General features: G+C 71.2%; 10 protein-coding genes and 3 pseudogenes. 8 read left to right on the top strand and 5 right to left on the bottom strand.

The window, feature by feature from the left end; translation table 11 throughout:
- The 5 genes and pseudogenes from pdhA to AB5J50_RS40370 all read right to left on the bottom strand — a co-directional run bounded on the left by pdhA (nt 1) and on the right by AB5J50_RS40370 (nt 6,003).
- A complete protein-coding gene (gene pdhA / locus AB5J50_RS40390) occupies nt 1-1,068 on the bottom strand; it encodes a pyruvate dehydrogenase (acetyl-transferring) E1 component subunit alpha (RefSeq protein ID WP_369263610.1) in 1,068 nt (355 codons plus the stop codon).
- Nucleotides 1,065-2,855, bottom strand: a complete 1,791-nt coding sequence (gene acsA, locus AB5J50_RS40385; RefSeq protein ID WP_369263609.1) for an acetate--CoA ligase — start codon at nt 2,853-2,855, stop codon at nt 1,065-1,067. Before acsA ends, pdhA begins: the two co-directional genes overlap by 4 nt.
- A gap of 70 nt (nt 2,856-2,925) precedes the next feature.
- Nucleotides 2,926-3,954, bottom strand: a complete 1,029-nt coding sequence (locus AB5J50_RS40380; protein ID WP_369265647.1) for an alcohol dehydrogenase catalytic domain-containing protein — start codon at nt 3,952-3,954, stop codon at nt 2,926-2,928.
- Nucleotides 3,955-4,032: 78 nt separating this feature from the next.
- A pseudogene (locus AB5J50_RS40375) lies at nt 4,033-5,140 on the bottom strand (AAA family ATPase); the annotation flags it as partial.
- Nucleotides 5,133-6,003 (bottom strand): annotated as a pseudogene (locus AB5J50_RS40370) (universal stress protein). The pseudogenes AB5J50_RS40375 and AB5J50_RS40370, both read right to left, overlap by 8 nt.
- 208 nt (nt 6,004-6,211) lie before the next feature.
- Between AB5J50_RS40370 and AB5J50_RS40365 the strand changes: the two are divergent.
- The 8 genes and pseudogenes from AB5J50_RS40365 to AB5J50_RS40330 all read left to right on the top strand — a co-directional run bounded on the left by AB5J50_RS40365 (nt 6,212) and on the right by AB5J50_RS40330 (nt 13,100).
- Nucleotides 6,212-7,033 carry a universal stress protein gene (locus tag AB5J50_RS40365; protein WP_369263608.1) on the top strand — a complete coding sequence of 274 codons (822 nt, stop codon included), beginning with the start codon at nt 6,212-6,214 and terminating at the stop codon, nt 7,031-7,033.
- A 164-nt stretch (nt 7,034-7,197) separates the two neighbouring features.
- The gene (locus AB5J50_RS40360; protein WP_369263607.1) at nt 7,198-7,803 is read left to right on the top strand and encodes a hypothetical protein; all 606 of its coding nucleotides are present in this window, start codon (nt 7,198-7,200) and stop codon (nt 7,801-7,803) included.
- 30 nt (nt 7,804-7,833) lie between these two features.
- Complete coding sequence (locus tag AB5J50_RS40355) at nt 7,834-9,234, top strand: nicotinate phosphoribosyltransferase (RefSeq protein WP_369263606.1); 1,401 nt, start codon at nt 7,834-7,836, stop codon at nt 9,232-9,234.
- Between the two features lie 11 nt (nt 9,235-9,245).
- On the top strand, nt 9,246-9,431 hold the full coding sequence (locus AB5J50_RS40350) for a hypothetical protein (RefSeq protein WP_369263605.1): 186 nt from the start codon (nt 9,246-9,248) through the stop codon (nt 9,429-9,431).
- Nucleotides 9,432-9,481: 50 nt separating this feature from the next.
- Complete coding sequence (locus AB5J50_RS40345; protein WP_369263604.1) at nt 9,482-9,940, top strand: Hsp20/alpha crystallin family protein; 459 nt, start codon at nt 9,482-9,484, stop codon at nt 9,938-9,940.
- 118 nt (nt 9,941-10,058) lie between these two features.
- A pseudogene (locus AB5J50_RS40340) lies at nt 10,059-10,915 on the top strand (pyridoxamine 5'-phosphate oxidase family protein).
- A gap of 57 nt (nt 10,916-10,972) precedes the next feature.
- Nucleotides 10,973-12,019, top strand: coding sequence for a nitroreductase family protein (locus AB5J50_RS40335; protein WP_369263603.1), 1,047 nt, complete (start codon nt 10,973-10,975; stop codon nt 12,017-12,019).
- 181 nt (nt 12,020-12,200) lie between these two features.
- Nucleotides 12,201-13,100: a universal stress protein gene (locus AB5J50_RS40330; RefSeq protein WP_369263602.1), complete on the top strand. Its 900-nt coding sequence runs from the start codon at nt 12,201-12,203 to the stop codon at nt 13,098-13,100.
- The last annotated feature ends 42 nt before the right edge of the window (nt 13,101-13,142 follow it).

Below are 13,142 nucleotides of genomic sequence, written 5' to 3'. Positions count from 1 at the left end.
TCAACTCACCTCCGCCGGTGCGCTGGTGACGTGGTGCAGGAGGTGCTCCACCGGTTCCTCGGGCGCCTGCTCGGCCGCCTCTACGGCGTGGTCGACCTCTGCGGCGACCCCGCGCTCGATCCCGGCGAGTTCTTCGTCGACCGGCTCGCCGTCCTCGCGCATGCGGTGGAGGAGCCGGTTGATCGGGTCGCGGTCCTTCCACCGCTCGACCTCCGCTTTGTCGCGGTAGCGGTCCGGGTCGTACATGGAATGGGCGCGGAAGCGGTAGGTGCGCAGTTCGAGGAAGTGCGGCCCGGCACCGGCCCTGACGGCCTCGGCGGCCCGGCGTGCGGCCTGTTCCACGGCCTCGACGTCCATGCCGTCGACGGCCCAGGCGACCATGCCGTACGAGGCGGCCCGCATGGCCAGGTCGGTCTGCGCCTCGTGCCGCGCCAGGGCCGTTCCCATGGCGTAGAGGTTGTTCTCGCAGACGAGCAGCAGGGGAAGTCTCCACAGGGCCGCGAGGTTCGCCGTTTCGTGGAACTCTCCCTCGGCGAAGGCTCCGTCACCGAAGAAGCAGCAGGTGACACGGTTCTGTCCGCGCATACGGTCGGCGAGCGCGAGGCCGGCGGCCAGCGGGAGTCCACCGGCGACGATGGCGTTGCCGCCGTAGAAGCGCCGGCTCGCGTCGAACAGGTGCATGGACCCGCCCCTGCCACCGCTGCACCCGGTCGTCCTGCCGTACATCTCGGCCATGACAGCCTCGGCCGTGATCCCGCGGGCCAGGGCGTGGCCGTGTTCGCGGTAGGTGGCGACGACCGCGTCCTCGGGTGTCAGTGCCTCGTTGACGCCGACGGCGACGGCCTCCTCGCCTATGTACAGGTGGACGAAGCCTCGGATCTTCGTGGCGCTGTACAGCTCGACACACCGCTCCTCGAAGCGCCGGATGCGCAGCATGGCCTCCAGCAGATCCGTCCGGTGCCCGGTGCTCGTCTTCTTCCTGGTCGTCTTCCTGGTCCCCGCGGACTTCTTTCCGGCCTTCCGGGGCGCCGGGTCCTTCCGCGTGCGCGTGGTGCGGGCCGGGCTCATGAGGATCCCTCCAGGGTGGACAGGTCGCCCGTGGGCAGGCCGAGTTCGCGTGCGCGCAGCAGTCGGCGCATCACCTTCCCGCTGCGCGTCTTGGGCAGGTTCTGGTCGAACGCGATCGCCCTGGGTGCGACGGCGGGCCCCAGCTTTCGGCGGCCGAAGGCCAGCAGCTCCCGCTCCAGATCCGGAGTCGGCAGAACACCGGGGCGCAGCGACACGAACGCCTTGACGACGTTCCCGGCGACCGGGTCAGGCCGTCCGATCGCCCCGGCCTCGGTCACCGCCGGGTGCTCCATCAGCGCGCTTTCCACCTCGAACGGGCCGATCAGATGGCCCGCCGACTTGATGACGTCGTCGGCGCGTCCCACGAACCAGTACCAGCCGTCCGCGTCCCGGCGGACCAGGTCACCGGTCAGGTACCAGCCGTCCGCGAACGTGGCGTCGTAGCGCTCCTTGTCGTGGAGATAGCCCCGGAACATCGACGGCCAGCCCGGCCGCAGCGCCAACTCGCCCTCGACATCGGCGCTTCGCACCTGCGTGACCCGGCCGTCGGTGACCAGGGCCCGGCCGTCCTCGCCCTGCTCCAGTACGGTCGCCTCGACGCCGGGCAGGGGCCGCCCCATGGAGCCGGGCCGGATCTCGCACGCGGCGAAGTTCGCGATCATGATGCAGCCGGTCTCCGTCTGCCACCAGTTGTCGTGCACCGGCAGGCCCAGCACATCCCGGCCCCACAGGACGGCCTCCGGGTTGAGGGGCTCGCCGACGGAGGCGATGAAGCGCAGGGCCGACAGGTCGTAGGAGCGCGGCAGGTCGTACGGGCCCTGGCGCGGTGTGGCGCGCATCAGCATCCGCAGGGCCGTGGGCGCGGTGTACCAGACGCCGACCCGCTGCTCGCCGAGGATCCGGTACCAGCGCCGGGCGTCGTAGTCGCCCTCGTCGACGACCACCGTCACGCCGTGGACGAGCGGGGCGATGATCCCGTACGACATGCCGGTGACCCAGCCGGGATCGGCGGTGCACCAGTACACGTCCTCGGGATGCAGGTCCAAAGCGTACGCGGCGGTCGCGTAGTGGGCGACGACGGCATCGTGGACGTGGACCGCGCCCTTGGGGGTGCCGGTTGTGCCGCTGGTGAAGTGCAGAAGGGCCATGTCGTCGGGCGAGGTCGGCGGGATGGTGAAGGTGTCCGGGGCGACGGTCATCAGGTCGTCGAAGGAGACGGTGCCGGGCAGTTCCGCGGTGCCGGGCCCGACGATCAGGACGTGTTCCAGTCCGGGGACCGATGCCCGCCGTTCGGCGACCTTGCGCCGGTAGAGGGCCGCGGTCGTGACCAGGACCCTCGCGTCCCCGAGACGCAGTCGCTGCTCGACCGGGTCGGGGCCGAAGGCGGAGAAGAGCGGGCAGAGCACGCTGGTGTTCTTCAGCGTGCCCAGCACCGTGGTGTACAGCTCGGGGCAGCGGCCGAGCAGGGTGAACACCCGGTCCCCGCGGCCGACACCGAGTGACCGCAAAACGTTCGCGAAGCGGGCCGTGCGGCGGGCCAGTTCCGCGTAGGTGACGCTGGCGACGGAGTCGTCCCGGGCGACGCACCGCAGGGCGACCCTCTCCGCGTGGCCGGACGCCGCATGCCGGTCGACCGCCTCGTGGGCCATGTTGAGCCCACCGCCGGGCAGCCCGGCCAACTCGGCGCGCGCCTGTGCCCAGGTGAAGGCCGAGCGGCCCCGGTCGTAGTCGGCGAGACGGGGTGTGACGACCGACGTGGTGTCCTTGCGGATAGTTTCCCAGTGCATCGGTGCTCCTCACGGCACTGCGGCCAAGGGACCCGGCCGGCCCGTTCGGGCTCCTGCTTCCGGGCCCCTCTCACTCCCGGTGCAGCACGACCTTCAGGGCACCTGTGGTGGCGCCCTGTGCGAACACCTCGTAGCCGTGCTCCATCCGGTCGAGGCCGAAGGTGTGGGTTACCAGCGGGGAGACGGACAGGCGTCCGAACCGCAGCAGTTCCAGCAGCCACGGTGTGGAGGACGTGTCCACCTGGCCTGTGCTGATCGTCACGTTCTTGCGCCACAGGGACTCGAGGTGCAGCGTGACCGGTCTGCCGTGCGTCCCGATGTTGGCGATGTGCCCTCCCGCGCGGACGGCCTGGGTGCACAGGACGAAGCCCTCCGGCTCGCCCGATGCCTCGATGGCGACGTCGGCGCCCGGTCCCTCGGACAGCTCGGCGATCATCTTCCCCGGCAGTTCGGCGGCATCGGCCCCCAGGCGGGCGGCGGCTTCCAGCCGGGCTTCGGACAGGTCCACCGCGATGATCCGGCGGGGTGAGTACAGCCGTGCGACGGCGACCGTGGCGAGACCGACGGGACCCGCGCCCACCACGACGACGGTGTCCCCAGGACCGACGTGTCCGTTCCGTACTCCGACCTCGTAGGCGGTGGGAAGGACTTCGGCGAGCAGGACCGCCTCGTCGAGCAGGACCGCGGGAGGCCGTCGGTGGGTGGAGTGGTCGGCGAAGGGCACCCGCACGAACTCGGCCTGGGTTCCGTTGATCAGACTTCCCAGGATCCAGCCACCGCCCCCGCGGCACTGTCCGCGCCTGGTGTCACGGCACGCCTGACAGCGGCCGCAGGCCGAGACGGACGACACGATCACCTGGTTGCCGGGGCGCAGCCCGTGGACGTCGCGGCCGACCTCCATGATCTCGCCCACGGCCTCGTGGCCGAGGACCGTTCCCGGCTTCACCTCGGGGAGGTCTCCGCGCAGGATGTGCAGATCACTGCCGCAGACGGTGGTGGCGTCGACGCGCACGATCACGTCGGTCGCTTCCTCGATCGCGGGGTCCGGGACAGTGTCCCAGGAGACGTGTCCCGGGCCGTGATAGACGAGCGCTCGCAAGGTACTCACTCCCTCGCTCCCCCACCTCCACGATCACCCCAGCGGAACACCCCGGCAACACAGACCGCCGCGCCGTCGTGGTTCCCTGGCCGCCATGGCGGTGGCGGTGGCGATGTCGAGATCGGCGTCGGACGCGCCGGGGGCGCGCGTGCTGAGACGGGCCGCTGACACGTCGTCCGGGACACGGCAGTGCAGGGCCACCAGGTCGGCGCTGATGCGTTCGGCCACGCGCCGTGCAGCCTCACGCCGGCCGTGTCGGACCAGGTGGCGTCCAGCACGACGGACTCCCCCAAGGACAGCAGGGCGGCCGCGCGGTCGAGAAGGGTGGCGCAGGTCCTGCCGGTCCACTCGGGTGTGTACAGCCCCTCGCCGTAGCCGGCCGCCGCGGACTGCTCCGCGGGAATGCCCGCCAGTTCCTTGCGGACGCGGTCGCTCTGAGCAGGGTGAGTCCCAGCCGGTCGGCCGGCGCGCCGGAGAGGGTGGACTTCCCGCTGCCCGGCGGCCCGCCGACGACGGTCAGGCCGACGGCGGAGGTACGCAGGTGACGCAGCGTCGCCGAGACCAGCTGTCGTGACTCCGTCTCCGCGCCGGGCGCGCCCTGCGGGCCTGGATCAGGGAGACCTTGGCGCGGACGAACGCGCGGTAGGCGACGTGTCCAGGGCACGGGGGCCGTCCTCGAGACAGAAGATGTCCTCGGCGGGGAGGTCTCCGTGGCCGTCGACCACCCGCCCTTGCTCGATGCGGGACGCGAACAACCGCTCGCGGCCCGCGAGATAGCGGCGCACCAGATGTTCCGTCTCCGCCATCCCCTCGGGCACGGAGCGGTCGTCGGCCAGCGGGTGGATCTGCGCGAAGCTGGCCTCCCACCGCGACGACAGGGCGTCTCTCGTGCCCTGCTCGTCCACGACATGCGTCGCATCACCACGAAGGGCTCGGGCGCCTCGGCGTCCGGGCTGCTGAACTCGCCCAGGCCCAGATGGACGTCAGGGGCGAAGCGGCAGTTGAGCGCGACTTCGCGTTCGCACGCGGGCCGGCGCGCCGCCCGCGTGGTGCAGTCCAGGAATCCGAGGTCCACCGGCTTCTTGACCTTGTAGGCGCGGTCGCCGGCGAAGAACACGATCGCGGTATGGGTCTCGCACACCTCCGCACGCGGGGGCGGTGGCCCGTGCTGGCCGGGCTCAGTCATGGGGTACGACGGCGACGGGGCAGCGTCCGTGATGGAGGGCGGCGTGGGCGACGGGACCCAGGTGGGGTGCCACACCGTGCCGGTGCGCCCGCCGACCGACGACCAGGAGCGCGGCGCCTTCGGCGGCCTGCACGACGGCCTTGGCGGGGCTTGCGAGACGGATGCTGTCGGCCACGTCCACCTGCGGGTACTTCTCGCGCCAGGGGCGGAGGGCCTTGCCCAGCTCCCTCTGCGCGTCCCGCGTCATCTCGTCGGTGGCGGCGTGGTCCACCCCCCCAGGGCACGCGCGCGTGAAGCGGCACGCTTTTGCCGTGAACGGCCAGGAGCGGAACTCCTCTGGCCGCGGCGGTGTGGAACGCGAAGTCGAGCAGGTCGTCGGAGGATCCGTTCAGGTTCAGGGCCACGACCACGCGGCTCGCGGGTGCCGGAGGTGTTCCCCCCACGGGGGTTTCGGCGCGGACCAGTACCACCGGCCGCTCGGCCCGGGCCACGACCGGCATGCTGACGTCGCCCAGGAAGTAGCTCTCGACGGGCTCCAGCCCCCGTGAGCCGAGCACGAGCATCTCGGACTCCGACGCCGCCTGGAGCAAGGCGGTCTGGGCGTCGTCGGCCACCAGGCTCCCGACAATGGTCAGGCCCGGGTGACGTGCCTGGAGTTCCGCCCGCGCGGTGTGGACCAAGCGCTTCGCCCAGTAGTTCTGATCGACCTCGGAGGAAGCGTGCGCGGGCTCCGGCGCCAGCAGGGGCCACGCGTGCAGCAGACGCAGCGTGAGCCTGCGCTTCTCGGCCTCATCAGCGGCCCAGCGGGCGGCGGCAAGACTCTCGGGTGAACCGTCGAGGCCCACGGTGACAACTGGTTGCATGGCGGCGGCCTCCGTCTCGTACGAAGCTGGATACGACGGTGGATGACGGTGAGCGAGTCCCATGGCGTGCATGCTCCGGACGTCGCCGACATGCCGAGCTCGGTGCTTCCCTCCTTCGAGGAGTACCCCAATCCCCTCCCTGGCGCATGTGGAGCCGTGGAGGAGGAGGCCGGGCACGTGGCACCCGCCACGAGAGGAGACAGGTGCGGTGACGATTCCCCTGGTGGTCGGCGTCGACGGGTCCGAAGGGAGTCTGGAGGCGGTGGACTGGGCCGCCGACGAGGCGGTCCGGCACAGCGTGCCGCTCCACCTCCTCCATGCGAGGGCCGGTGACCGCGAGCCGTCCGACGTGATCAGTGCCGCCTTGGAACGCGCCAGGAAAAGAGCTCCCACGGTGCAGCTGTCGAGCGAGGTGCTGCACGAGGACGCCGCCGCTGCCCTCGTCGACAACGGACGCAACGCCTTCGCGCTGGTGCTCGGGTCCAGAGGGCTCGGAGATCTCGCCGACATGCTCCTGGGCACGGTCAGCCTGGCCGTGGCGGCACGAGCGGACTGCCCAGTCGTCGTGGTGCGCGGTACCGCGGAGCACCGGGACGGCCGGTTCGGGAACATCGTCGTCGGTGTCGAGGAGGGGGAGGGCAGCGGCACGGCCTTGCAGTTCGCCTTGCGGGAGGCTCATGTGCGGAGCTGCCGGCTGACGGCGGTGCACGCCTGGAATCCGTCATCGAGGGCTCTCACCACGCGGCCGGCTCCGTCGTGGTACGCCATGGAGGCCCATCGGCGCCCGCCGTCCCAGGTCCTCGACGACGCCCTGCGCGGCCAGGCAAAGCGGTTTCGCGACGCCCGGGTGAGCTCCAGGGTGATCGAGGGCCCGGCCCGCCGAGCGCTGCTGGACGCGGTGTCGGAAGCGGACCTGCTGGTCGTCGGCGCACGCAGGCGACAGGGGCACCCGGGCCTGCAACTGGGCCTGATCAATCACGCACTACTGCATCACGCGCCGTGTCCCGTCGCGGTTGTACCCCAGACATGACCGACAGGACCGCGGCCTGCGCAGACGGACAAGGCCGGCGACCGGTGGACCGGGGCCGGAAACCGGCCCGACAGGGACTTTCGGCCCTGTGCCCCGAGCCCGCTGCCGTTCGACGGTGGGAGCAGGTGGTGGGGGACGGCCGGCGAGTTGCTGGAGGCCGATTCATGAGCACACAAGGTTCGCCGTACGCATCCGGTCCGCCGTCCAGGCGCGGCGATCACGCGCCCAAGGGCGCGAACTCCCTGAGCCGTACGTCCGACAGGTTCGAAGGCTGGTTCCGCCGCGTCCTGATGGCCGTTCTCGTCCTCGGGCTGCCGGCCGCCGCAGTCAGCGCGGGACTGACGGCGTACGAGGCGTCGATGCGCACCGTGCGAGCCCAGGCAGCGGAACGGCACCAGGTCACCGCCCGGCTGACAACGGGCGTCAAGAACGACGACGACTGGGCGAAGGGACCGGCGCAGGTCCGCTGGACCGACACCAACGGTGTCGTGCGAACGGGAACGGCCCTCGTGAAGCCGGGAACCCCCAAGGGCGGCACCGTGCGTGTGTGGGTGACACGGGAGGGAACCGTCACCAGTCCGCCGGCGAGCACTCTCGATGCGACGACCAGTGGCTGGATGGTGGGCGGTATGGCGGCGTTCGGCGTGGCCGCCGGATCCTACGCGACCTGGGCGGGCATGCGCCTGGTCCTGGACCGCAGAAGGTACGCGCAGTGGGACGCCGAGTGGGACCTGGTGGAACCGCAGTGGTCCGCGCGCTTCCGCCGGTGACGAGCAGGAGGCCGGACGGAAGCCCAGGAGGTGACACCGATGTCGGATGCGACGACCACCGATCTGTACGAAGTCACGATGGCCATGTCCTACCTGCGGGAGGAAATGACCGGCCCGGCGACGTTCAGCCTCTTCGTCCGCAACTTGCCCCCTGAACGCGGCTTCCTGGTGGCGGCGGGGCTCGAGTCGGCACTCGATTACCTGGCCGGCTTTCATGTCGGCCCTGAGGACGTCGACGCCTTCGCTTCCGCGCTGCACCGGCCGCCAGGGGACTTGGTGCCGCTGCTCGGCCTGACGTTCAACGGCCAGGTGCGGGCGGTACCGGAGGGGCGGATCGTATTGGCGGGCGAGCCGCTGCTGGAGGTGACCGCACCACTTCCGCAAGCGCAGTTGGTCGAGACGTATGTGCTCAACCGACTCAGCCATCAGACCGCGATCGCTTCGAAGGCGGCGCGCTGCGTGCTCGCGGCAGCCGGTCACCCGGTGGTCGACTTCTCCCTTCGGCGCACTCATGGTCCGCAGGCCGGGTTCCAGGCCGCTCGTCTGGGCGCCATGGTCGGCTTCGCCGGGACCAGCAACGTGGCCGCGGCCACCGCCGAGGGCATACCCGCCGTCGGCACGATGGCCCACTCCTTCGTGGAGGCGTTCGCCTCGGAGGAGGACGCGTTCCGCGCCTTCGCCCGGTGCCACCCCGGACCGGTGACCCTGCTGGTGGACACCTACGACACGGAGGAAGGCGTCCGCGCCGCGGCACGCGTCCTGCGGGACCTGGACCGCGGGCCCGGCTCCGCCGTGCGGCTGGACAGCGGTGACCTCGGGGACCTGGCGGTACTGGCTCGGTCTGTCCTCGACGACGTGGGTCTGCCGGACGTGCGGATCATCGCCAGTGGCGGTCTCGACGAATACGCCGTGGACGAGCTCGTGCGCTCCGGAGCACCGATCGACACGTACGCCGTGGGCACCCGTGTCGGCGTGTCGGCCGACGCGCCGTACCTGGACTCCGCGTACAAGCTGGTCGAGTTCGACGGCCACCCGGTGATGAAGCTCTCGTCGGCGAAGGTGACGGCACCCGGCCGCAAGCAGGTGTTCCGCCGCCCCGGTTGCGCCGACGAGATCGCTCTCGCCGACGAGCAGCCCCCCGACGACAGCGTTCCGCTGCTGGAGACGGTGATGCGGAACGGGCGGCGCACCGGCAGGCGGCCCACGCTCGACGAGTGCCGGGAGAGATACGCCACGGATCTGGGACAACTGCCGTCGGCCGCGCGCCGGATCCGAGCGCCCGTCGCGCCCCGGGCGACGACCTCCGAGCGACTGAGCGTGCTCACGGCCCGCGTCCGCCGCCGCATCGAGGACCAGATCACGGCCGCCTCCGCATGGCCCGAAGCCCCGGAACGAGCCCCATCCGGATCGCATCGGTCCGTACCGAGGTGAGGAGGAAAGCGATGCCGCATACGTTGGAATGGACGGTTCGACTTCATCTGTTCGAGGACGACGAAGGCACGCCTGGCAGCAGTTGCCGGGCCATGAACGACCTCGCCCGGCAACTGCTGAAGACCGCCGACCGCGACATCGAGGGCATGGGCGCACCGCAGCCACACGGCCGGGAGGTCGCCGGGTGGCCCACGTGACCGACGGCGACACAGCGGCCCTCAAGGCAGAAGTCAAGGAGGGATCAGCCATGACACATCCCGCACGACACAGCAGAGGTGGGCTTCCGGCAGCCCTGCGGGAGCTGGAGGACCTGCGTACCAGGGTGGACCAGCTCATGCACGCCGCCTTTCCCGGTGGCGGCTTCCCCGGGTTCGGCGTGGCCGAGCCATGGGCACCCCTTGCTGACATCGAGGACACCGAGGACGCCTACCTGGTGGAACTGGACCTGCCCGGAGTGGACAAGGACCAGATCACCGTGGAGGTCGCCGAGGGCGAACTCGATGTCCACGGTGAGATCAGGGAGAAGGAACACACCGGGGCGGTCCGCCGGCAGACCCGTCACATCGGCCAGTTCGACTACCGCGCGATTCTGCCGTCCAACTCCGACACCGAGCACATCAGCGCGGATCTGAACAACGGAGTCCTCACGGTGAAGGTCCCCAAGACCGAGAAGGGCAAGCCTCAGCGCATCGAGATCACTGGCTGAGTCGGTCGACGGCCGTGCGGGGCGCGGCGGGCAGCTTCCCGGGCTGGTCGCCCCGTGCGGCTGCCCATCGCGCGTGGCACGTTGGACACAGCGCCATTTGGAGGAGAGGGCGGATGTCATGCGAGCTCACCTCGGCGACCAACTCGTCATCGAAAGCACGAGGCCAGCGCCGCCAGGCGCGACGGCGAGATCGTCGGACTCCATCACGCGGACGGAACTCCGCCCTACGACGTGCGCTGGTCGGACACGGACGAAGTGACGCTCGTGTTCCCCGGGCCCGACATGGCCGGGGCGGAGGCCATGTCCGCGGCCGCCCCGTCGCCCGGGACACACCGCCCGGGCGACATCGCCCGCCGCGTCTCCCTCGAACGCCGGAAACAGCGGCTCAGCCGCGAGGAGACGGCCCGCCGCGCCCAAATGTCCCCCCGCCACCTGGCGTACCTGGAGGAACGGCCTGCCGACCCGGGTGTGGCCGTCATCAGACTGGCCGACGCGCTGGGCACCACCGTCACCACTCTGCGCGGAGGAGGAATGGATGTGCCACCCGGCCAAGGGCAGGCGCTGCTGCGTCCTCAGCTGCGGGACCTCGGCCCGGAGAAGTGCCGCACCTTGCTCTCCACCCACGGCGTGGGGCGCGTCGCGGTGTCGGCGTCCGACGGCCGTCCGGCGGTCGTTCCGGTCAACTACGAGGTCATCGATGACACGATCGTCTTCCGGACCGCGCCGGACTCCACGCCCGCGGCGGCTGTCGGAACGGAGGTCGCCTTCGAGGTCGACCACATGGACGAGGCCCTGAGTCAGGGCTGGAGCGTCCTCGCCGTCGGCCCCGCAACCGTCGTGACGGATCCTGACGCCGTGCGCAGGCTCTCCGAACACGCCCACACCACACCATGGGCGGGCGGTGAACGCGAGATGTGGGTGTCGATCCGGCCCGCACACCTCACGGGCCGCCGCATCACCCCGGCCGACGGGTGACCGGGCGAAGGCCACCGAAGAGCGGTCCCGTCCCGACGGCTCTCGAAGGGGGTTCCGATGAGCCGGCCGGCACCGTCCGACGAGTGGGTGGCAGCCCTGGTCCATGACGCGGTGGCCGCGCCGTCGATGCACAACACGCAGCCCTGGCACTTCCGTTACCTCCGGCGCGGCCGCGCATTCGAGGAGTGGGCCGACTTCGAGCGCGCCGTGCCACACTCCGGTCCCGACACCCGCGGCCTTCATCTGGGCTGCGGCGCCGCCCTGTTGAACCTGAGGGCCGCCATCGTCCACGAGGGCCGGCACCCGGAAACCCTGCTCCTGCCCGACCTCACCGACCGGGCACTCCTCGCGAGCGCGCGGTTGGCCGGCCGTACGCACGGCCAGAGCAGCCTCGGCGCGCTGTATCCGGCGATCCGCCAACGGCACAGCAGCCGCTACCCGTTCGAGGAGAGACAGATCCCCGAGGCCGTGCGGGAGGCTCTCGGCGCGGCGGCTCGCGTCGAGGGAGCGGCACTGACGTTCCCCGCCTCATGGCATCTGTGGGAAGTACTGGAACTGGTTCAGGAAGCCGAGACACGCAACATCACCGACCGCGGCAGCGACCAGGACCTGGCCCGGTGGACGCGTATCGACGCCCTGTCGGTGAGCACCGCCGACGACGGAGTCCCGCACGACGCCTTCGGACCGCGCAAGCGCGGGGGCAGGGCGCCCATGCGCGACTTCGCAGGACCCCGGCAGGTGGCAGGACGGCACGCCGCGGACTTCGAACAGGCCCCGCAACTGGCCCTCCTCAGCACGGATCACGACAACCCGGAGGACTGGCTCCGGGCCGGCCAGGCCATGGAACGCGTCCTGCTGCCGGCCACCCGTGAGGGCCTCGCCAGCTCCTTCGCGACCCAGCCTCTCGAATGGGCGGACCAGCGCCGGCCGTTGCGCGACCCGATGACCGGGACGGGCTACCCGCAGGTCCTGCTGCGCCTGGGATACGGCCCCAGAGGTCCCGGCACACCGCGCCGCCCCGTGTCGGAGGTACTCGACATCGAACCCTGGCCCTGGGCTGTCCACGGCACGGGTGAGGTCCCAGTACTTGTCCCAGGTCCTTGAGGAGCGCGCCGGGGCGGCTGGTCCGGCCGTACGTCTCCGGCATCGTCGCGACCCGGCCCACCGCAACCCGGCCGACAGCCACCCGATCCGGGCGCCGCCCCGTATGTCGCGGCGGCGCGCGGGCGGTGCGACGGTATTCACAGGGGGTCTGTCAGCAACGGGACGGAAGGCGGTGGCCCCGATGGAACTCCCGCTGGTCGTGGGCGTCGACGGATCGGGCTCCAGTCTGCTGGCGGTCGACTGGGCGGTCGACGAAGCGGCACGCCACGGGCTGCCGCTGCGGCTGGTCCATGCCTCCCTTTGGGAGCGCTACGAAAGAGCCCGGCCTTCCCTCAGCACCGATCGCCCCGCCGGAGAGGTCATGGCGCAGAACATCATCGCCTCCTGCACGGAACGCGCCCTGCTTCGCGACCCCGAGGTGAAGGTGTCGGGCGACGTACTGGCCGCCGATGCGGTGTCCACGCTGCTGCGGGCCGGGTCCGAGGCATTCGCTCTGGTCACGGGCGTTCATGGGCGCGGCGAGGTCGCCGGGCTTCTGCTGGGGTCGGTCAGCCTCACGGTGGCCGCTCGTGCCATGTGCCCGGTCATCGTCGTCCGAGGCGAGGAGCGCAACCTCCGGGGGTCCCTTGGCCGGGTCGTGGTGGGAGTCGGCGATGCGACCGGAGGCACGGATGCCGTACGGTTCGCCGCCCACGAGGCCGAGGCGCGGGGCTGCGCCCTGACCGCCGTGCGAGCCTGGCGCAGTCCGGCCGACGAGCCGGGCCCTCCTCCCGCAGGGTCCGCCCCGGGGGATCCCCGACTCGCGGCGGACGCCGCCGGGGCGCCCGAGGAGCAAGTCTCGGCCAACCTCGACGACGCGCTGCGCGAGGTCGTACGGGAGCATCCCGAAGTCGATGTCGAGCGCCACGCGGTCGAGGGCCCCGCCCACCGTGTCCTACTGGAGGCATCGGCCGATGCCGACCTGATCGTCGTCGGCGCTCTGCGCCGGCACGGGCACTTCGGTCTGCAACTCGGCAGTGTTGCCCACGCCCTGCTGCACCACTCCTCTTGCCCGGTCGCCGTCGTCCCTCATCGGGTCTGAGATTCGCCGTGCGGGCCCCGGCTCCCGCGGCTTCCAAACTGA

The organism is Streptomyces sp. R35, assembly GCF_041053035.1.
Classification (GTDB): domain Bacteria; phylum Actinomycetota; class Actinomycetes; order Streptomycetales; family Streptomycetaceae; genus Streptomyces; species Streptomyces lutosisoli.
The sequence above is the reverse complement of the archived record's forward strand: the minus strand, read 5'-3'. Positions and strand labels throughout refer to the sequence as shown.